This window comes from Cetobacterium somerae (assembly GCF_022430525.1).
Classification (GTDB): domain Bacteria; phylum Fusobacteriota; class Fusobacteriia; order Fusobacteriales; family Fusobacteriaceae; genus Cetobacterium_A.
The window spans coordinates 1,614,743-1,635,411 of record NZ_CP092519.1 but is presented as its reverse complement, the minus strand read 5'-3'; the positions used below and the strand labels follow the sequence as shown (position 1 = coordinate 1,635,411).

Sequence of the window (20,669 nt, the reverse complement as noted above, 5' to 3'; positions counted from 1 at the left end):
TGTTAAAAAATTAAAAAAAAATTAAACTAATTTTAAACTAAAATTAAACTACATACGAATATAATATATCTTGCTTGTTAAAATAAGATTAATTGTATGTAAAAAAACTGTAAAAAATTTTTTACAGTTTTTTTACATTAAATTTAAATTAGATTAACATTGATGTTCTATACTATTTTCAAGAATAGAAAAATAAAAATTAAAATAAAGATAAAATTTAGGAGGAGTTTAAGGATGAAAATGAAAAAGTTTTTTCTAATGGGGTTAATGGCTATGATGGGAGCGTATTCAACAACAGCGATGGCATCAAAAGTTGTCCAAGTGAAAGGTTCAGATACAATAGTAAATGTTTCTCAGTATATTGCTGAAGAGTATATGGGAAAAAATAAGGATGCTAGAATTGCTGTTACAGGTGGAGGGTCTGGAGTAGGAATATCATCTTTAATAAACGGAACAGCTGATATAGGGATGGCATCTAGAAATATTAAGGATAAAGAAGTAAAAGCAGCAGAGGAGAAAGGATTAAAATTAAAAGAAGTTGTTTTAGGATATGATGGGATAACAGTAATAGTGAATGACTCAAATAAAGTAAATGATTTAACGCATGAGGATTTAGCTAAAATATTTAGAGGAGAGATTACTAATTGGAAAGAGCTTGGAGGAGATGATGCTACAATAGTTGTTTTATCTAGAGATTCATCATCTGGAACACATGAGTTTTTTAAAGAGCATATTATAAGAGAAGAAAATACAAAGAAAGATGCGGAATACGGTAAAAATACTTTGTATATGCCTTCAAATGAAGCTATAAAACAAGAAGCAAAGAATAATAAATACGCAATTGGATATATAGGAATGGGATATATGGATAAATCTGTAAAAAGTTTAAAAGTGGATTCAATAGAACCTAGTGTACAAAATGTAGCAGATAAAAAATATCCAATAGCAAGAGAAATCTATTGGTATGTTATAGATACAGATAATAAAGATGTAAATGGATTAGTTGACTTTGCATTATCAGCAGATGGACAAAGAGTAGTTGCTGATGAGGGATTCGTTCCAGCAAAATAGTAAGTATAGGTGTCCTGATGAAAAAAGGACACCTTTTTTATATTTGTGATATAATAAAAAGAAAAAATAAGGAGAGATGATATGAAGGTACTAGTAGTTGAAGATGATTTAGAGATACAGGCGTTAATAAACTATTATTTCACAAAAGAGGGTTATAAAGTAACCGTAGCTTCTGATGGATTAGAAGGTTTGAAGTATTTGAAAAAAGATAAACATGAATTAATCATCTTAGATTTAATGCTACCTAATTTGGATGGAATAAATTTTACGAAGATTGTAAAAGAGATGGAAGATGAGTATGGAACTCCTTATATAGTTATGTTAACTGCTAAAACAGAAGTTGAAGATGTATTGAAAGGATTAGAAATTGGAGCGGATGATTATATGAAAAAGCCATTTGATCCAAGAGAGCTTCTGTTAAGAGGAAAAAAACTTCTTAATCAACAAGAAAAAAACAAAAAGATAAGAAATAGATTTTTAGATTTGGAAATTGATGAAGATAAACATTTGGTTACAAATAATGGTGAAGAGGTAGAATTATCTAAGAAAGAGTATGATTTACTTTTGCTTTTAGTTAAAAATAAAGGAATTGTAGTAAGTAGAGAGAAAATATTGGATAAAGTTTGGGGGAGTAATTATTATTCAGGCGATAGAACTGTAGATGTGTATATATCTAAATTGAGAGAGAAAATACCATTTTTAACAGAATGTATAAAAACAGTGAAAGGAGTAGGATACAGATTAGAAGAAAAGAGATAATTGCTTTATTTTTTATAGTTATGATTGAAATAATTTTTGTAATAACCAATATTTTATTTTTATCTCATTTGTATAAAGATGGAGTAAAAAATAGCTTAAAAGAAAATGTTTTTATCATATCTAATTTAATAAAGGAGTATGACAAAAAAGATTACCAACAAATATTTGAAAATTCTGATATGAGATTTAATATAATTGGTTTAAATGGAAAGGTTATATATGATTCGAGAAAATATAATGAAGAAGGAAAGTTAGAAAATCATAGTAACAGAAGAGAAGTTCTTGAAGTTAAAAATACTGGAATAGGATTTGATATAAGGAAAAGTTCTATTTCAGATGAGGTTATGGCATACTATGCAGTTGAAAGAAGTAATAAAGAGGGAGAAAAAGTAGTTGTAAGAGTTTCTAAAAATTATGGAGATACTTTAAGAATGTTAAAGATAATTTTAGTTGCAGAACTTTTATTTTTTACATTTTTAAACTTTATAATACATGCTTTTTATAAAAAATATTTAAAAAGAGACTTGTATAGAAAGATAGAAGTTATTGAAGATTTTTTAAAAGAAAAAGGAAATGGAGAAAACCTGTATTTTGAAAAAGACCCTTGGATTCTTAATTTATGGGATATTGTTCAAAAGTGGCAAAAACAAAATTTAGAAAATATAGTTAATCTTAATAGAGAAAAGAGAATTTTACATCAAATAATAACATCTATAGATTCTTCAATATGTCTTTTTGATGAAAATTTACAATTAATAATTAAAAATAGTAGATTTAATTATCTTTATGAAAAGGATAAATTGAATTATTTAAATTTAATAAAAGATATTGAAATTATAGATATAGTAAAAAAAAGTGTAAGAGAAAAACAGAATCAAAAATCAGAAGTTTATATTTTAAGATTAAAAAGATATTTTAGTGTAAGTGTTAAATTTTTAGATCAAGACCAGAGATACTTATTGTCTATAAAAGATATAACTCAAACTAAAGGTATGATAGAAGTTCAAAAAACCTTTATAAGTAATGTAAGCCATGAATTGAAAACACCTTTAACGAATATAAAAGGTTATGTAATTGCGTTAGAAGACGCACCTGAGCCGTTGAAAATTCAGTTTATAAAAACTATAAAAAATAATATAGACAAATTAGAGAATATAATTGCAGATTTTTTAAATATAAGTAAGATTGAAAGCTCGAATATTGTTAATATTGAAAAGATACCGGTAGCAAGATTAAAAGCGGAATTACATGCAATATTAAATGAAAGAATAAAAACAAGTGAAGCTAATATAACTTATAGCTTAAATCTTCTAAATAAAGAAGGAGAGTTAAAGATTGATTTTGAAAAAGTTTTAACTATTTTAAAAAATTTAGTTGAAAATGCAATTATATATAGAGGGGATTTAAAACCAGAAATAGAAATATCGATAATAGAAACAAAAAGTATGTATAAAATAGGTGTGAAAGATAATGGTGTAGGGATTGCTTCTGATGATGTTGAGAAGATATTCGAAAGATTTTACAGAGTAGACAAGGCAAGAACAAGTAATAAGGCTGGAACTGGATTAGGACTTTCTATCGTGAAAGAACTTGTAGAAAGATGTGGAGGAAAAGTGGATGTTATTTCTAAAGAGGGAAAAGGTACTATTTTTATATTTACAATCTTGAAATAAAAATTTACAAATTAAAATAGGTATGCTATAGTAAATTAGAACAAAACAACCAAAAAGGGGGATAAGATGGCTAAGGTAAAAAATATAATAGTTGCACATGCAGCTCAGATGAGTCAACAAGTAGGAGGAGCTGTAGATATATTTGGCTCTTTTGATAATATAATTCAACCAATTTTTCCTCATCCTATGATGAGATTGTCAATTGTTTTAACTTTCGAGGAGATTACAAAACCAACAGTGTTTGAAGTTAGATTAAATGGGCCTGATGATGATTTAATATCAAGAGGGGAACTAACACCAATGGTAGACCCTTTAGGTGTTGGAAAAAAGATTGTAGATATTGACAGATTTTTAGTTAAAACGAGAGGAAGATATACAATAGATATATTTGAAAAAGAGGGAGAAGAATTAAAGTTTTTAAAAACAGAAACTTTATTCATAGCAGAATATCCGCCACAAAGAAGATTTACTCCAGAACAAGTGGAGGAGATTTCTAAAAATGATGAGTTAATTAGAAGTGTAAAAACAGAATTTAAACCATTTGGATTTGAGAATGCTATAAAAATTCAGCATAACTTATTAAAAGATGCACCAATAGAGGATGGATTCCTAGCTATTCCTGAGAATGATAGATTAGAATTCGATGGACAAGTAGTAGAATTAACTGGAGTTAGAAGACAAATCGAGTGGATGTTTGGAAATCCTATTCCAAAAGAGGAAGAAAATAAAGAAGAAGTAACTGAAACAACAGGTACTGAAGAAAAATAGTTAATTAAAGCTGCTTTTAAGGCAGCTTTTTTTTAAAAAATAAAAAAAGTATTTGACAATCAATAAAAAAAATGATACTATCTTTGTGTACGGAAGGTTACCCTAACTGGTAAGGAACCGGTCTTGAAAACCGGCGTCGCAAGACTTCAGAGTTCGAGTCTCTGACCTTCCGCCATAAAGGATGGTGAAGTGGCAGAGTGGCCTAATGCACTCCCCTGCTAAGGGAGAGTACGGTTAATCCCGTACCGTGGGTTCAAATCCCACCTTCACCGCCATTATAAAAGTAGTTTAAGGTAGAGTAACTACCTTTTTTTTATAGATAAATATGCATCCGTGGCTCAATTGGATAGAGCACCTGACTACGGATCAGGGGGTTAGGGGTTCGATTCCTCTCGGGTGCGCCATAAAAAAATTAAAAGACAGTTTTCACTGTCTTTTTTTATTTGTTATATATATTTCCAATTAATCCGACAGCTTTTTTGGCAGCTGTTATTTGTGCTTTAGCAATTTCTCTAGCCTTAGCAGCTCCTTTAGCAAGAACTTCTTCAACATATTCCATATTATTTACTAATTCTTCTCTTTTTTCTCTAGCATCTTTGAAATATTCAAGTATAGCATTTAAAAGCTCAGTTTTAGCATGTCCATATCCATAATTTCCAGCAATAAATTTATTTTTCATCTCTTCAACTTGTTCTTTAGTTGCGAAAAGTTCATAAAGTTTAACAATGTTGTTATTTGGATCTTTTGGATCTTCTAGAGGAGTAGAATCAGTAACGATACTCATAATTTGCTTTTTAAGTTCTTTTTTAGATGCAAACATATTAATTGTATTACCATATGATTTACTCATTTTTTGTCCATCAGTACCAGGAATAACAGCTAAATCTTCTAAAATCTGAGGTTCAGGAAGTTTGAAAAGCTCAACTTCATATTGCTGATTAAATTTTAATGCAATATCTCTTGTCATTTCTAGATGTTGTTTTTGATCTTTTCCTACTGGAACAATATCAGCATTATACATAAGTATATCAGCAGCCATAAGAACAGGGTAAGTTAAAAGTCCTGTATTAGGAGTGAAGCCTTTAGCAACTTTATCTTTGTATGAATGGCCTCTTTCTAAAAGACCTACAGGAGTAATGTTAGAAAGTAACCACATAAGTTCTGTATGTTCAGGAACATCTGATTGTAAAAAAATTGTTGACTTTTCAGGATCAAGTCCTAAAGCTAAATAATCTAAAACTATATTATAAGAGTTTTCTCTAAGTGCTTTAGGATCAGTAAGAGATGTAAGTGAATGATAATCTGCAATAAAATAAAAACCTTCATATTTATCTTGGTTTTCTATAAACTGTTTCATGGCTCCAAAATAGTTTCCTAAATGTAATATTCCACTGGGTTGGATACCAGATATACTTCTTTTCATAAAAACTCCTTTTATACTATTATTATATTTTTATATATAAGTTTACATTATTTTACTAAAATTATCAATAGAACGTGAAAAATCTTGTTAAAGAGAGAAAAATTCAATATAATTAAGTAAAAGGGTAAAGGAGTGGAATTATGGAAGAGAAAATAAATAAATTTAGAGAAATGATAAAAGAGAAAAAAATAATAGATTCTATGTTAGCTTTACTTCAATGGGATTTGGAAACCCAAGCACCAAAAGGTGGTTATAAATTGATCTCTGAAATGATAGGAGAATTAAGCTTAAAGAGCTATAATTTAACTACTTCTAAAGAGTTTTTAGAGATGTTAAAAGAATTGAAAAAAAATGAAGAAAAATTAGATAATATAGTAAAACGAGAGATAGAACTTTTAGAAGAAGAAGTTGAAAAAATAAAAGTTATTCCTAGTGAAGAGTATAAAATGTATTCTGAACTTACAGCTAAAGCTCAAGGGATATGGGAGATAGCTCGAGAAAATAATGATTTTGAAAGTTTTGCTCCTATCTTAGAGCAAATTTTTAATTTTAATCGAAAGTTTATAGAGTATAGAGGAATAAAAGAGGATGTTTATTCAGAGATTTTGAATGATTATGAAAAGGGAATGAATGTTAAAAAACTAGATAATTTTTTTGAAGAATTAAAAAAAGAGATTGTACCTTTATTAAAAGAAGTAAATAAAAATAAAAGAGACTTTCAAAAGAAAGTGAAGTTTGAAGTTTCAGAATACAATCAAAAGCTTTTTTCAAAAGAGGTTTTAGAGTATATAGGGTTTGATTTGGAAAGAGGAGTTTTATCAGAAAGCGCTCATCCATTTACATTAACTGTAAATAAAGATGATGTTAGATTAACAACGAGATATTTAAAAGATCTTCCTTTTTCAAGTATTTTTAGCACTATTCATGAGGGTGGACATGGTGTCTATGAACAGGGAGTGGATGAGATATTAAAAGATACAATTTTATCTGATGGAGCCTCTATGGGTATACATGAATCTCAATCAAGATTTTATGAAAATGTTGTTGGTAGAAGTAAGGAATTTTGGTTTGGGATTCTAGAAAAAAGTAAATTTAAATATAGTAAATTATCAGAATTAACATTAGAAGAGATTTATAAAGGTATAAATGAAGTTTCGCCATCTTTAATCAGAGTTGAAGCGGATGAGTTAACTTATTCATTACATATAATGGTACGTTATGAAATTGAAAAAGGAATTTTATCAGGAGAATACCTGGTAAAAGATTTACCAAGAGTTTGGAATGAAAAAATGTATGAATATTTAGGGGTAGTTCCATCAACAGATTCTGAAGGTGTTTTACAAGATGTTCATTGGTCTTGTGGTCTTATTGGGTACTTTCCATCGTATGCTTTGGGAAATGTATATTCACTTCAAATTTTAAATGCTATGAAAAAAGATATAAATATAGAGGGGACATTAGAAAGAGGAGAATTAAAAAGAATTAAAGATTGGTTAAGAGAGAAAATTCATAGATATGGAAAGTTGAAAACACCTAAAGAAATTATGGTTTCAGTAACTGGAGAAGAATTAAATCCAGAATATTATATAGAGTATTTAAAAGAAAAATATAAAAATATTTATAATTAGGAGGGAGTTTTATGGAATATTTTGTAGGAATAGATATTGGAGGTACTAATAGTAAAATTGGAATACTAAATTCTAATGGTGATATTTTAAAAAGTACAAGTATAAAAACAGAATCAATAGAGGGAGTAGATTATACTTTAAATAAAATATGGACTTCTGTTTTAGAGCTAGCAGACGAATTAGATATAACTAGAGATTTGATAAAAGGTATTGGTATGGGGATACCTGGACCAGTTATTGATCAGAAAAAAGTTGGATTTTTTGCTAATTTTCCTTGGGAGAAAAATATAAATATTAGTGAAAAAATGGAAAAAATTTCTGGAGTAAAAACGAGATTGGATAATGATGTTAATGTAATAGCTCTTGGAGAAACTTTGTATGGAGCTGGAAAAGGGTACTCTAAAAGTGTAACAATAGCTCTTGGAACAGGAGTTGGTGGTGGAATATTTATAGATGGTAAATTAATTTCTGGTGCTACTGGTGCAGGTGGAGAAATTGGTCATATGAAATTAGAAAAAGAAGGAAAAGTGTGTGGGTGTGGTCAAAAAGGATGTTTTGAAGCATATGCCTCAGCAACTGGAGTTATAAGAGAAACATTATCAAGATTACAAATAAATAAAAATAATGAGTTGTACAAGTTAATAGACGGTGATTTAAATAAATTAGAAGCAAAACATGTATTTGATGCCGCTAAAAATGGAGATAAATTTTCTTTGGATATAGTTGATTACGTTTCAGATTATCTAGCTATGGGGATTGGAAATGTTTTGAATATTATAAATCCGGAAGTAATAATTTTATCGGGAGGAGTAGCTTTAGCTGGAGATATTTTATTAGATAAAGTTAAGGAGAAATTGCCTAATTATGCATTGGGGATAACAATTGAAAATCTTCAGATTAAGTTAGGGCAACTTGGAAATGATGCTGGAATAAAAGGTGCATCAGCACTAACAATATAAAAAATAAATAAAGTTAAGTATTTGTTGACAAAGTTTTATGAAAAGGTTAAAATACTCCTTGCGTAAAAAAATTAATTAAGGAGTAAGAGAAAAGAAAATGAATCAAAACAATCATGTAAAAATTGAAGTAGCAGACCCTTCAGCATTAGGACTATTAGGTCTTGCAATTGTTACATTAGTAGCATCGGCAAATAAATTTGGAATTGTAAGTGGAGTATCGTTAGTAATTCCTTGGGCAATATTCTTAGGAGCTTTTGTTCAATTAATAGCTTGTTTAAATGATATTAAACATGGAAACGTATTTGGAACAACAGCATTTGGTGGATATGCATTCTTCTGGTTTGGAATGGCTATGAGCTGGATGATACAACTTGGAGTATTTGGTGAAGCTATGAAAGCTGCAGCGGACCCTAAAGCTTTTGGATTTGTATTTATAGGATATTTAATATTCACATTGTACATGACAGTTGGAGCTATTGAGACTAATAAAACATTATTGATAATATTTATATTAATTGATTTCCTATTTATAGGATTAGCTGGAACAACATTTGGAATTGCTCCTCATGCAATGCATACATTAGCTGCAGTATCAGAGTTTGCAATAGCTATGATGTCATTCTATGGATCAGCTGCAAATGTTTTAAATAAAACTTTTGGAAGAGAGTTTTTACCACTAGGAAAACCTTTAGGAATCTTCAAAAAGTAATTGACAAAAAAGGAAAAAATAGATATAATATATAGGTATAATAAATCCTTTCCCACAAAGGAACGCCGTTCGTTATATTAAAAAATATAACTATTTTCGAGGAGGAAAAAAAACGTGAAGAAATACACTGCAATGCAAAGAAAAGAAGACGTTGTAAGAGAATTCGTTCAATACGACGCAGAAGGAAAAATTTTAGGAAGATTAGCTGCAGAAATAGCTAAAAAATTAATGGGTAAAGATAAAGTTTCTTACACTCCACATATTGACGGAGGAGACTTCGTAATCGTTACAAATATCGAGAAGGTAGCTGTAACTGGAAAGAAATTAACAGATAAAGTTTACTATAGTCACTCAGGTTTCCCTGGTGGATTAAAAGAAAGAAGATTAGAAGAGATTCTTGCAAAGAATCCTAAAGAAGCTTTAATGCTAGCTGTTAAGAGAATGCTTCCAAAGAACAGATTAGGAAGAGAGCAGTTAACAAGATTAAGAATATTTGTTGGAGCTGAGCACGCTCATACTGCACAAAAACCAGTAAAGGTAGAATTTTAATTAGGAGGGATTGACAGTGGCAGAAATGATTCAATATAGAGGAACTGGAAGAAGAAAAACTTCAGTAGCAAGAGTAAGACTTATTCCTGGTGGAAAAGGAATTGAAATAAATGGAAAAACTATGGCAGACTACTTCGGTGGAAGAGAGTTACTTTCTAAAATCGTTGAGCAACCATTAACATTAACTGAAACTTTAGATAAGTTTGAAGTTAAAGTAAATGTAATCGGTGGAGGAAATGCTGGTCAAGCAGGAGCTATCAGACACGGATTATCAAGAGCTTTATTAGAAGCTGATGAGACTTTAAGAGGAGCTTTAAAAGAAGCTGGATTCTTAACAAGAGACTCAAGAATGGTAGAGAGAAAGAAATTCGGAAAGAGAAAAGCAAGAAGATCTCCACAATTCTCAAAGAGATAATCACTTTTTTATTCAAAAAAATTATTGCAGATACAATTATGTATCTGCTTTTTTTTATTTTATGGCATAAAAAAATAAATATATATAATAAATTTAAAGATAAAAAAAATATATATATATAAATTAATGACTGTAAATTCAGTGAAGTACAACTTGAAAAAAAGTTGGAAAAATGAAGTTTGAATTTACAAAAATGATTTTTTAACTAAAAAAATGATTTAAGATTAAACACAGTAGACGTAAAAAGCGAGTAAAAAGTTTGGAAAAAAATAAAAAAATATTTACAAAAAGATTAAAATATTGTATAAACTAGGTAACGGGAGAAATTCAAAAACGGGGATTTCTAAAAAAATAATAACTGGAGGGAATTTATATGAAAAAGTTAGCACTTTTATTAGGTTCTTTATTAGTAGTTGGAGCAACTGCATCAGCAAAAGAGGCTGTAGTAGCGCCAGTAGAAGTATCGAAAGAGGTAGTAGTAGTAGCAGACGTGGTTGAAGAAGTAGTAGTAGAGGAAGCACCAACTTTAAAATTAACATCAATTAAAACTGGTATTTGGTCAGAAAATAGATCTGGAAAAGCTGGTGGAGATTTAGGAAACAATTCGTTAAGATTATATACTAACTTCTCTTATGGAGCTGACTGGTATGGATGGTTTAATGCAAGAAGATATTTCAACTCTAATACAAATGGATCATATGCAGAAAAAGATTTATTTGACAAAGTGGCAACTAGAACATATGTAGGAGTTGGAAGAAATTTATTTGAAAATTATTCTGTAGAATTACAATATGCAGCTCAAGGATCTTGGGATAAGTATGCAATAACAGGAAATTTTGCACCAACTTCATGGTTATCTGGATACTTAATGTATGAATATAAGGCTGATGACGGGAAGAAGTTTGATAATAAAGACTTTACGGTGAATGAAGAAGGAATTGTATCAGTAGTTCAACACACTAATTCAGATTCTAATTATGTAGAGTTCCAACCAAAATTATCATATAATGGGTGGGGAATTTCTTACTACTTTGAGGGAGAGTACGCAATTAGTAATGATTCAGAAGTTCAATATCAACAAGTAAGATTATTTACTCCAAAAGCAAAGTATGGAGATTTTGCTGTATCAGGAGAATATAGAGGAACATTACAATATGAGTCTAAGAAAGAAAATGGTTCTAAAGACTATGGAGTAGGAACTAGAATGAAAGATGCATTTGATGTAAATAGAATATATGCACATGGAACATATGCATTAACAGAAACAACAACTATTTTCACAAGCTTAGGATATGAGTTTGGAAAGTGGGAGCAAGCAGATGGATCTAAAAAAGATTCATATATGACAATAGTTGAAGCTGGAGTTAATGTAAAATTCTAGTTAATTAAATCCTTGTAAGTTTACTTGCAAGGATTTTTATATATATAATGATATTATAGAAGAACTAAGTTTTGGTATAAATTAATATAATTGTTTAATGAAAAAATAAAAAAAATATTTTTAAAAAAAATAAAAAAAGTTATTGACATAATGTAAAAAAAATGGTATTATTATTTTTGTCAGCGGGAAACACCGCAGACGAAAGTTAAAAGATAAGGACATTAACAACCGAATAGAGAAAATAGTCAGAAGTTATGAAAATAACAAAATGCCAGAAATGGCAAACCAATAAATGGTGTAAACGTAAGTCTTAGGACTTTAAATATATTTGAATGAAGAGTTTGATCCTGGCTCAGGATGAACGCTGACAGAATGCTTAACACATGCAAGTCGATTCAATTTACCTTCGGGTAATGAGGATGGCGGACGGGTGAGTAACGCGTAAGGAACTTGCCTCTTGGTCTGGGACAACTGTTGGAAACGACAGCTAATACCGGATATTATGAGATTCTCGCATGAGAAACTTATGAAAGCTATATGCGCCAAGAGAGAGCCTTGCGTTCCATTAGCTAGTTGGTGGGGTAACGGCCCACCAAGGCGACGATGGATAGCCGGCCTGAGAGGGTGAACGGCCACAAGGGGACTGAGACACGGCCCTTACTCCTACGGGAGGCAGCAGTGGGGAATATTGGACAATGGACCAAAAGTCTGATCCAGCAATTCTGTGTGCACGATGAAGGTCTTCGGATTGTAAAGTGCTTTCAGTTGGGAAGAAGCAAGTGACGGTACCAACAGAAGAAGCGACGGCTAAATACGTGCCAGCAGCCGCGGTAATACGTATGTCGCAAGCGTTATCCGGATTTATTGGGCGTAAAGCGCGTCTAGGCGGAAAAATAAGTCTGATGTTAAAATGCGGGGCTCAACTCCGTATTGCGTTGGAAACTGTTTTTCTAGAGTACTGGAGAGGTGGGCGGAACTACAAGTGTAGAGGTGAAATTCGTAGATATTTGTAGGAATGCCGATGGAGAAGTCAGCTCACTGGACAGATACTGACGCTAAAGCGCGAAAGCGTGGGGAGCAAACAGGATTAGATACCCTGGTAGTCCACGCCGTAAACGATGATCACTAGGTGTTGGGGGTCGAACCTCAGCGCCCAAGCTAACGCGATAAGTGATCCGCCTGGGGAGTACGCACGCAAGTGTGAAACTCAAAGGAATTGACGGGGACCCGCACAAGCGGTGGAGCATGTGGTTTAATTCGACGCAACGCGAGAAACCTTACCAGCGTTTGACATCCTAAGAAGTTTCCAGAGATGGATTCGTGCCGGCTTGCCGGAACTTAGTGACAGGTGGTGCATGGCTGTCGTCAGCTCGTGTCGTGAGATGTTGGGTTAAGTCCCGCAACGAGCGCAACCCCTATTGTATGTTGCTACCATTAAGTTGAGCACTCATGCGATACTGCCTGCGATGAGCAGGAGGAAGGTGGGGATGACGTCAAGTCATCATGCCCCTTATACGCTGGGCTACACACGTGCTACAATGGGCAGTACAGAGAGTTGCCAACCCGCGAGGGTGAGCTAATCTCTTAAAGCTGTTCTTAGTTCGGATTGTACTCTGCAACTCGAGTACATGAAGTTGGAATCGCTAGTAATCGCAAATCAGCATGTTGCGGTGAATACGTTCTCGGGTCTTGTACACACCGCCCGTCACACCACGAGAGTTGGTTGCACCTGAAGTAGCAGGCCTAACCGTAAGGAGGGATGTTCCTAAGGTGTGATTAGCGATTGGGGTGAAGTCGTAACAAGGTATCCGTACGGGAACGTGCGGATGGATCACCTCCTTTCTAAGGAGACTAACTTTTTCTCTATTCGATTGATACTGTTCTTTGTAAGTATGGGGATATAGCTCAGTTGGGAGAGCGACGCACTTGCACTGCGTAGGTCAGCGGTTCGACTCCGCTTATCTCCACCAAAACATTATCAAACTTGGACATTGGAAACTATATAGTAGATATTGAGAAAATATTCTAAATTAACTAACAATTCATTTTTAAGTCAATCTTAAATTGAGTAGTTAGTCTGTCTAAATAATATGAATTATATTACAAGGTTAAAATATTAAGGGCACACGAAGGATGCCTAGGAAGTAAGAGCCGATGAAGGACGTGGTAAGCTGCGATAAGCTTGGTGGAGTTGCAATCGAACTGTGATGCCAAGATTTCCGAATGGAGAAATCTGCTAAGATGGAGTCTTAGCACGAAAGAGGGAACCGCGTGAACTGAAACATCTAAGTAACGCGAGGAAAAGAAAGTAAAAACGATCCCCTAAGTAGCGGCGAGCGAACGGGGGTGAGCCCAAACCGTAGATGTGCCAAGGATGCAGCCGTTGCATCTACGGGGTAGCGGGAAGATCGTCTGAAGAACTGCAAGGTATTCGACATTATGATACGCCGAACTGGAAAGGTCTGGAAAGGCCTGCCGTAGAGAGTGAAAGCCTCGTACAGGTAAACCGTATCAAATGTATGATCTCTCCCAAGTAGCACGGAACACGAGGAATTCTGTGTGAATCTGCGAGGACCATATCTCGTAAGGCTAAATACTCTTACTTACCGATAGCGCATAGTACCGTGAGGGAAAGGTGAAAAGAACCCCGGGAGGGGAGTGAAATAGAACCTGAAATCGTGTGCTTACAAGCGGTCAGAGCCCTTTGGGGTGATGGCGTGCCTTTTGGAGAATGATCCTGCGAGTTACGTTCAGTGGCAAGGTTAAGTTTAACGGAGCCGAAGGGAAACCGAGTCTGAATAGGGCGACATAGTCGCTGGGCGTAGACGCGAAACCTGGTGATCTAAGCCTGTCCAGGGTGAAGCTGTGGTAAGACACAGTGGAGGCCCGAACTCACCGCCGTTGAAAAGTTGGGAGATGAGGTAGGTTTAGGGGTGAAAAGCCAATCGAACCAGGAGATAGCTCGTTCTCTCCGAAATGCATTTAGGTGCAGCCTTGAGTGTTCAATTATGGGGGTAGAGCACTGAATGACCTAGGGGGCATACTGCTTACCGAAGTCAATCAAACTCCGAATACCATAATTCTAGAGCTCAGGAGTGAGACTATGGGAATTAACTTCCATGGTCAAAAGGGAAACAACCCAGACCACCAGCTAAGGTCCCTAATTATAACTAAGTGGGAAAGGAGGTGGAGATTCACAAACAACCAGGAGGTTGGCTTAGAAGCAGCCATACCTTTAAAGAGTGCGTAATAGCTCACTGGTCGAGAGTCTCTGCGCCGACAATGTAACGGGGCTAAGTTATAAACCGAAGCTGTGGAGTTGCGTAAGCGACTGGTAGGAGAGCGTTCTGTAGGCCGTTGAAGGAGAATCGACAAGAAACTCTGGAGGTATCAGAAGTGAGAATGCAGGAATAAGTAGCGAGAATGGGGGCGAGAATCCCCCACGCCGGAAGACCAAGGGTTCCAGGGTAAAGTTTGTCTCCCCTGGGTAAGCCGGGTCCTAAGCCGAGGCTAGATTGCGTAGGCGAATGGAAAACAGATTAATATTTCTGTGCCACTGATATCAAGTGATGGAGGGACGCAGGAGGTTATGCACGCTGGCGAACGGAAGTGCCAGTTCAAGCATGTAGCGTGGTCTAGTAGGAAAATCCGCTAGACTAAACGTGAGGTGTGATGAGGAGTCGTAAGATGGAAGGTGCAAATACCACACTGCCGAGAAAAGCTTCTAAGCGTTTTAAAGATATTAGTGCCCGTACCCCAAACCGACACAGGTGGTCAGGATGAGAAATCTAAGGCGGACAGGCTAACTCTCGTTAAGGAACTCTGCAAAATAGCCCCGTAACTTCGGGAGAAGGGGTGCCTTTTATGGTGAGCGTACACGCGACGCAAAGCTATGAGAGGCCGCAGTGAAGAGTCTCAGGCGACTGTTTAACAAAAACACAGGTCTATGCTAAGCTGTAAGGCGACGTATATGGGCTGACACCTGCCCAGTGCCGGAAGGTTAAGAGGAGGAGTGAGAGCTCCGAATTGAAGCCCCGGTGAACGGCGGCCGTAACTATAACGGTCCTAAGGTAGCGAAATTCCTTGTCGGGTAAGTTCCGACCTGCACGAATGGTGTAACGATCTGAGAGCTGTCTTGACGGGAGGCCTGGTGAAATTGTATTACCGGTGAAGATACCGGTTACCTGCAGTAGGACGGAAAGACCCCATGGAGCTTTACTGTAGCTTGGTATTGGGTTTTGGCATCGTATGTATAGGATAGTTGGGAGACTATGATGCGTGGTCGCTAGATTACGCGGAGTCACTGGTGGAATACCAACCATACTATGTCGGAATTCTAATTTGAGGTTTGTACCCTCGAAGACAGTGCTAGGTGGGCAGTTTGACTGGGGCGGTCGCCTCCGAAAGAGTAACGGAGGCGTTCAAAGGTTCTCTCAGGTTGGATGGAAATCAACCGCAGAGTGCAATGGCATAAGAGAGCTTAACTGCGAGACTGACGGGTCGAGCAGGTGCGAAAGCAGGACATAGTGATCCGGCGATTCCGAATGGAAGGGTCGTCGCTCAACGGATAAAAGCTACCCTGGGGATAACAGGCTGATTCTACCCGAGAGTCCATATCGACGGTAGAGTTTGGCACCTCGATGTCGGCTCATCGCATCCTGGGGCTGGAGAAGGTCCCAAGGGTTGGGCTGTTCGCCCATTAAAGCGGTACGTGAGCTGGGTTCAGAACGTCGTGAGACAGTTCGGTCCCTATCCACTGTAGGCGTTAGAGTATTGAGAAGATCTGTCCTTAGTACGAGAGGACCGGGATGGACAAACCTCTGATGTACCAGTTGTCACGCCAGTGGCACAGCTGGGTAGTCACGTTTGGAACAGATAACCGCTGAAAGCATCTAAGCGGGAAACTGACTTCAAGATAAGTACTCTTTAAGATACCTTCGAGACTAGGAGGTTGATAGGTTGGGGGTGTAAGAGTTGTGAGACTTTTAGCTGACCAATACTAATATATCGAAGTTTTAACCTTAATATACTACTATATAGTTTCAAGTGTTCAAGAACACAAATAAATATTGATTGGCAACGATAGCTATGGAGGTACACCCAGTAACATTTCGAACCTGGAAGTTAAGCCCATAAACGCTGAAAGTACTTGGGGGGCAGCCCCCTGGGAGGATAGGAAGTTGCCAATCTTTTTTTATTTTTTGTAAAAAATTAAAAAGAGAGTTTTTAAGACTCTCTTTCATTTACTTCTTCAAGACGAAGTTTTAATTTTTTTAATAAATTATTAAAGAATTTAGATTCCTCATTGGTAAAAATATCTTTAAATTTCTCTTGTAAATCAGGAATAAAATCATCAATAAACTTAATGGCTTTTTGACCATCTTCTATTAAATACAATCCTTTTTTTCTTTTATCAAGTAATTTTTTTTCTATTAATCCTTTGTCTTCTAGATTAGTTATATATTTTGTAACTAAAGATTTTTCAATTTTTCTTAATTTTGATATTTCATATTGTGTTATACCAGGATTATTATAAATTAATCTTAGATACATGCTTTCTGTTTTAGTTATTTCTAGTTCAGAAAGAAAATTATCAAAAAGGAAATTTATTTCTTTATTAATTGCAGATATAAGGAAAATAGAACCTTCATTATTTTTCATAAAACCACCTCGATTTAATTATCTTAATATACTTTATAATACCTTTTAATATCGCAAAAGTAAATAAAAAGGGTGAATTATTCATATATGAACATACTATCTATTTGTTTGTTCTAAAATCAGTTAAAATAGTTGTAGATAAGAAATGAAAAATGTAAGTATTTCATATTGTGTTTAATAATTGAAAAGGTTATATATCAGGAGGAAAAAATGAAAAAATTTAATTTAATAATGAAAAAATTTAATTTAATGATGTTAGTTGGAACTTTATTAGTAGGAAATTTAGCTTTTGGTGAAAGTGAGAAATCTTTTGATTATGAAAGAAATTTACAAGAAAGACAGGCGATAGATCAAAAAAATATAGAAGCATATTCACAAAAAAATGGGGTTTCAATTCAAGAGGCTACTCAAAAATATTATGAGAAATTACAGGATGAATTTAAAAATAATGATGAGATAAGAAATGAAATGATAAAAGATAATTCAAAAGATTAAGTTTAGTTTATTCTAAGATTTGATAATCAAATTTTTAAGAAAAAAATGTATTTTTTTCAACCAAATTATCTTGACTTTTTCCATTTAATTGGGTATAGTAAGTATAGAAACATAAAAAATCAGGAGGTATTTAGAATGCACGTAATAGATAAAGATACTTGTATTGGATGTGGAGCTTGCGAAGGAACTTGCCCAGTATCAGCAATATCAGCTGACGCTAATGGAAAATATGAAATTGGAGAGGCTTGTGTAGATTGTGGAGCTTGCGCAGGAGTTTGTCCAGTATCAGCAATAACAGCATAGTTATAAACAGAAGTTTAAAGCTTAGGTAAAACCTAAGCTTTATTTTTTTTGTATTTTTTTGTATACTAAAATAAAAAGGACGGTTATTATGAATTTGAATTTAAGTCAAAAAGAAGCAGTAGAAAATATTGATGGACCATTACTAATAATAGCTGGTCCAGGTTCTGGGAAAACAAGAACTTTAGTAGAGAGAATGGTTTATATGATAAAAGAAAGAAACATAAAACCAGATGAAATATTAGTTTCTACATTTACAGAAAGGGCTGCAAGAGAGTTAACAACAAGAATAGGAAATAGATTAAAAAATGAAAAAATATATTTAGAAGGATTGTATATAGGAACCCTCCATTCCATTTGCTTAAAAATAATAGATGAAAATATAGAATACTCAAATTTAGAAAAAGGATATAGAGTTTTAGATAATGTAGATCAAAAATTTTTTATTTTTTCTAAGTTAAAATTTTTTAAAGATATTAAAGGCTTTAAAGAATTCTTTCAAAATAAAAGTTATCTAACAAACTGGAAAATTGGAGAAAGTTTAATAAAATGGTTTAATAGATTTAGTGAAGAGGGATTAGAAGTAAATGATGATAGTTTTTTAGCAAAAAGTTATCAAATATATAAAAAAATTCTTTTTGAAGAAAATGTTATAGATTTTTCAATGATTCAATGTGAAGCTTATAGAATTTTAAATGAAAACTCTAAAATTTTAAAAAATTTTCAAGAAAAAATAAAATATATTATGATTGATGAATATCAGGATACTAATACAATACAAGAAAAATTAATTTTTTTAATAGGTGGAGAAAATCAAAATATTTGTGTAGTGGGGGATGATGATCAAGGAATCTATAGATTTAGAGGAGCTACAATTAGAAATATTCTTCAGTTTGAAGGAAGAGTAGGAAAGGTTTGTAAAATTGTTAAATTGGAAGTGAACTATAGATCTGAAAAAGATATTGTTAATTTCTGTAAAGAATGGATAGATAGTCTATATTGGGATGAATTTAGACATTCAAAAGAATTGATTGTGCCTAAAGATAAAAATATTGACAGAACAAGAGTTGTAAAATTATCAGTAGAAAATTCTGAAAATAAGTGGCAGGAAAGGATTGCTAATTTTTTAATTTTTATGAAAAACTCAAAGAAGATAACTGATTATAATCAAGTAGCTTTTTTATTCAGATCAGTAAGGAACAAAAGAATAATTTCCTTAGCCCACTATTTAGAATATAAAGGAATTGGTGTCTATTCACCTAGATCAAATTTATTTTTTAATAGAGAAGAAATTATATTGATTATAGGTATTTTTCTATATATTTTATTGAGAGCAGATAGCAAGATTTATAATAATGAATATAAATTAGAAATTTTGGATTATTATAAAAAATGTTTAAATTCTATAGAAAAAAAGATAAAAATAGATAATGAGTTAAAAAAAGATTTAGATATTCTTAAAAATGAATATGAAAATATAAATAAAAACAAAGGAAATTTATTGAGTTTATATTATGAAATAATAGCGTTAAATTGTTTCAAAAATATATTTGAAAATGAAGAGAATAGTGTTTTACAAAATAGAGCATTATATAATTTAGGAATATTTTCTAAAATTATTGAAAAAGCAGATAAAATTTCGAAAATTCAAAATTTAACTAGTGAAAATATATTAAAAATTGGGGACTATCTGTTTACAATGCATTTAAAATTTTTAAAGCAAAATGGTGTAGATGAATATGAGGATATAAAAGAATATGCTCCTAAAGGTGCTGTATCATTTTTAACAATTCATCAATCAAAAGGATTAGAGTTTCCTGTTGTTATAGTAGGTTCTTTAGAAAGCATTCCTGAAGTTGATAGAGATGATGAAGGAGAACTTGAAAAAAAGTATATACCATATAATAATTTTGAACCAGAATATAGAATAAAAGATTTTGATTTTTGGCGATTATATTATACTGCTTTTTCAAGAGCTAAAAACTTATTAATACTAAGTTGTGTTGAAAGTAATAAAGGAAAAAGGCAAGTCCCTTCACTGCCATTTAAAAGAGTTTACGAAAGTATTCCAGATATTTTATCAGGAGATTTAAAATTTTCAGAATTAGATATTGAAAATACAAGTACTATAGATATAAAAGATAGTTACTCCTATACTGGAGATTTACTAAAATACAAAGAATGTCCTTATAGATATAAATTGAATAAAATTTATGATTTTCAAAGAAAGAAAACAATTGAAAATTTTTATGGAAACTTAATTCATGAAAGTTTAGAGTATATAAATAAAACTATAATTAATAATAAATATTTAAATATTGAAGAAATAGAGAATAGATATTACTCTAGTTATGAAATGATGAAAAAGAAAGAAAATTTATATTTAGATAATGATGTTTTAAAAAAAGGACTAAATCAAATATTGAATTATTATAATAATGATTTGATAAAAATGAAAATAGTAGATGTTGAAAAAAATTTATTTGTATTTAGAGAAAATTACACAATAGAAGGAAAATTAGATTTGATTATACAAGATGGAGAAAATTTAAAAATAATTGATTTTAAAACAGGGTCAGATAATTTAGATAATGAAAGTCTAGAAAATTATATAGCTCAAATAAAGCTATACTGTTATTTATTATCAATGAATAGTGAGAAAAAGGTTTTGGGTGGCTATATATATTTTGTAAAAAATCAGAATAAAATTGAAATACCATATACTTTAGGTGATGAAGAAGAAATTTTAAAAGATTTTGATTCAATAACAGAGCAGATATCTAACGGTATGTTTTCAGAAAAAAGATTATCTGAAGAAAAATGTTTAAAATGTGAATTTAAAAAGCACTGTTTTGGTATAAATATGATATAATAATAA

General features: G+C 32.7%; 15 protein-coding genes, 4 tRNA genes and 3 rRNA genes. 20 read left to right on the top strand and 2 right to left on the bottom strand.

The features are described 5' to 3' along the window. The first annotated feature begins 234 nt into the window (after window positions 1-234). The 7 genes from MKD34_RS07545 (at window position 235) to MKD34_RS07515 (ending at window position 4,675) form a co-directional block, all read left to right on the top strand. A complete protein-coding gene (locus tag MKD34_RS07545; RefSeq protein WP_240218923.1) occupies window positions 235-1,071 on the top strand; it encodes a phosphate ABC transporter substrate-binding protein in 837 nt (278 codons plus the stop codon). 81 nt (window positions 1,072-1,152) lie between these two features. Further along, window positions 1,153-1,830, top strand: coding sequence for a response regulator transcription factor (locus MKD34_RS07540; RefSeq protein ID WP_023052405.1), 678 nt, complete (start codon window positions 1,153-1,155; stop codon window positions 1,828-1,830). 20 nt (window positions 1,831-1,850) lie between these two features. Then, window positions 1,851-3,503: a sensor histidine kinase gene (locus MKD34_RS07535; protein ID WP_240218922.1), complete on the top strand. Its 1,653-nt coding sequence runs from the start codon at window positions 1,851-1,853 to the stop codon at window positions 3,501-3,503. A gap of 66 nt (window positions 3,504-3,569) precedes the next feature. After that, the gene (locus MKD34_RS07530; RefSeq protein ID WP_023052403.1) at window positions 3,570-4,271 is read left to right on the top strand and encodes a hypothetical protein; all 702 of its coding nucleotides are present in this window, start codon (window positions 3,570-3,572) and stop codon (window positions 4,269-4,271) included. A gap of 91 nt (window positions 4,272-4,362) precedes the next feature. Next, window positions 4,363-4,446: transfer RNA gene (locus MKD34_RS07525), tRNA-Ser, on the top strand. A gap of 8 nt (window positions 4,447-4,454) precedes the next feature. Further along, window positions 4,455-4,546 (top strand) — tRNA-Ser (locus tag MKD34_RS07520). A 52-nt stretch (window positions 4,547-4,598) separates the two neighbouring features. Then, window positions 4,599-4,675: transfer RNA gene (locus tag MKD34_RS07515), tRNA-Arg, on the top strand. 35 nt (window positions 4,676-4,710) lie between these two features. Here MKD34_RS07515 and trpS read toward each other — a convergent pair. Further along, entirely contained in the window at window positions 4,711-5,694 is a 984-nt protein-coding gene (gene trpS, locus MKD34_RS07510; protein WP_240218921.1) for a tryptophan--tRNA ligase, read from the bottom strand. Window positions 5,695-5,834: 140 nt separating this feature from the next. Between trpS and MKD34_RS07505 the strand changes: the two genes are divergently transcribed. The 10 genes from MKD34_RS07505 to rrf all read left to right on the top strand — a co-directional run bounded on the left by MKD34_RS07505 (window position 5,835) and on the right by rrf (window position 16,524). After that, a complete protein-coding gene (locus tag MKD34_RS07505) occupies window positions 5,835-7,322 on the top strand; it encodes a carboxypeptidase M32 (protein ID WP_240218920.1) in 1,488 nt (495 codons plus the stop codon). An 11-nt stretch (window positions 7,323-7,333) separates the two neighbouring features. Further along, window positions 7,334-8,281 carry an ROK family protein gene (locus MKD34_RS07500; RefSeq protein WP_240218919.1) on the top strand — a complete coding sequence of 316 codons (948 nt, stop codon included), beginning with the start codon at window positions 7,334-7,336 and terminating at the stop codon, window positions 8,279-8,281. A gap of 97 nt (window positions 8,282-8,378) precedes the next feature. Beyond that, window positions 8,379-8,990, top strand: a complete 612-nt coding sequence (locus MKD34_RS07495) for an acetate uptake transporter (protein WP_240218918.1) — start codon at window positions 8,379-8,381, stop codon at window positions 8,988-8,990. Between the two features lie 114 nt (window positions 8,991-9,104). After that, entirely contained in the window at window positions 9,105-9,539 is a 435-nt protein-coding gene (gene rplM, locus MKD34_RS07490; RefSeq protein WP_023052398.1) for a 50S ribosomal protein L13, read from the top strand. Window positions 9,540-9,555: 16 nt separating this feature from the next. After that, on the top strand, window positions 9,556-9,954 hold the full coding sequence (gene rpsI / locus MKD34_RS07485) for a 30S ribosomal protein S9 (protein WP_023052397.1): 399 nt from the start codon (window positions 9,556-9,558) through the stop codon (window positions 9,952-9,954). Between the two features lie 373 nt (window positions 9,955-10,327). After that, a complete protein-coding gene (locus tag MKD34_RS07480; protein WP_240218917.1) occupies window positions 10,328-11,335 on the top strand; it encodes a hypothetical protein in 1,008 nt (335 codons plus the stop codon). Between the two features lie 329 nt (window positions 11,336-11,664). Further along, a 16S ribosomal RNA gene (locus tag MKD34_RS07475) occupies window positions 11,665-13,177 on the top strand. Window positions 13,178-13,229: 52 nt separating this feature from the next. Further along, window positions 13,230-13,305, top strand: a tRNA-Ala gene (locus MKD34_RS07470). Window positions 13,306-13,441: 136 nt separating this feature from the next. Next, window positions 13,442-16,358 (top strand): 23S ribosomal RNA (locus MKD34_RS07465). 49 nt (window positions 16,359-16,407) lie between these two features. Then, window positions 16,408-16,524 (top strand): 5S ribosomal RNA (gene rrf / locus MKD34_RS07460). The 16S, 23S and 5S rRNA genes sit together here with 1 tRNA gene alongside, the layout of an rRNA operon. A gap of 37 nt (window positions 16,525-16,561) precedes the next feature. Here rrf and MKD34_RS07455 read toward each other — a convergent pair. Further along, window positions 16,562-16,996: a MarR family winged helix-turn-helix transcriptional regulator gene (locus MKD34_RS07455; RefSeq protein ID WP_240218916.1), complete on the bottom strand. Its 435-nt coding sequence runs from the start codon at window positions 16,994-16,996 to the stop codon at window positions 16,562-16,564. Window positions 16,997-17,206: 210 nt separating this feature from the next. Between MKD34_RS07455 and MKD34_RS07450 the strand changes: the two genes are divergently transcribed. From MKD34_RS07450 to MKD34_RS07440, 3 genes are all read left to right on the top strand, one after another. After that, entirely contained in the window at window positions 17,207-17,491 is a 285-nt protein-coding gene (locus tag MKD34_RS07450) for a hypothetical protein (RefSeq protein ID WP_240218915.1), read from the top strand. 135 nt (window positions 17,492-17,626) lie between these two features. Then, the gene (locus MKD34_RS07445) at window positions 17,627-17,794 is read left to right on the top strand and encodes a 4Fe-4S binding protein (RefSeq protein WP_023052384.1); all 168 of its coding nucleotides are present in this window, start codon (window positions 17,627-17,629) and stop codon (window positions 17,792-17,794) included. Window positions 17,795-17,882: 88 nt separating this feature from the next. Then, window positions 17,883-20,663 carry an ATP-dependent DNA helicase gene (locus tag MKD34_RS07440; protein WP_240218914.1) on the top strand — a complete coding sequence of 927 codons (2,781 nt, stop codon included), beginning with the start codon at window positions 17,883-17,885 and terminating at the stop codon, window positions 20,661-20,663. Window positions 20,664-20,669 lie beyond the last annotated feature (6 nt).

Bases quoted from the DNA above. Each gene is read 5' to 3' on its own strand.
- MKD34_RS07450 (WP_240218915.1), top strand. From the start codon at position 17,207: ATGAAAAAATTTAATTTAATAATGAAAAAATTTAATTTAATGATGTTA.
- MKD34_RS07495 (WP_240218918.1), top strand. From the start codon at position 8,379: ATGAATCAAAACAATCATGTAAAAATTGAAGTAGCAGACCCTTCAGCA.
- MKD34_RS07505 (WP_240218920.1), top strand. From the start codon at position 5,835: ATGGAAGAGAAAATAAATAAATTTAGAGAAATGATAAAAGAGAAAAAA.
- MKD34_RS07480 (WP_240218917.1), top strand. From the start codon at position 10,328: ATGAAAAAGTTAGCACTTTTATTAGGTTCTTTATTAGTAGTTGGAGCA.
- trpS (WP_240218921.1), bottom strand. From the start codon at position 5,694: ATGAAAAGAAGTATATCTGGTATCCAACCCAGTGGAATATTACATTTA.
- MKD34_RS07545 (WP_240218923.1), top strand. From the start codon at position 235: ATGAAAATGAAAAAGTTTTTTCTAATGGGGTTAATGGCTATGATGGGA.
- MKD34_RS07445 (WP_023052384.1), top strand. From the start codon at position 17,627: ATGCACGTAATAGATAAAGATACTTGTATTGGATGTGGAGCTTGCGAA.
- MKD34_RS07500 (WP_240218919.1), top strand. From the start codon at position 7,334: ATGGAATATTTTGTAGGAATAGATATTGGAGGTACTAATAGTAAAATT.
- MKD34_RS07535 (WP_240218922.1), top strand. From the start codon at position 1,851: ATGATTGAAATAATTTTTGTAATAACCAATATTTTATTTTTATCTCAT.
- MKD34_RS07455 (WP_240218916.1), bottom strand. From the start codon at position 16,996: ATGAAAAATAATGAAGGTTCTATTTTCCTTATATCTGCAATTAATAAA.
- MKD34_RS07530 (WP_023052403.1), top strand. From the start codon at position 3,570: ATGGCTAAGGTAAAAAATATAATAGTTGCACATGCAGCTCAGATGAGT.
- MKD34_RS07540 (WP_023052405.1), top strand. From the start codon at position 1,153: ATGAAGGTACTAGTAGTTGAAGATGATTTAGAGATACAGGCGTTAATA.
- MKD34_RS07440 (WP_240218914.1), top strand. From the start codon at position 17,883: ATGAATTTGAATTTAAGTCAAAAAGAAGCAGTAGAAAATATTGATGGA.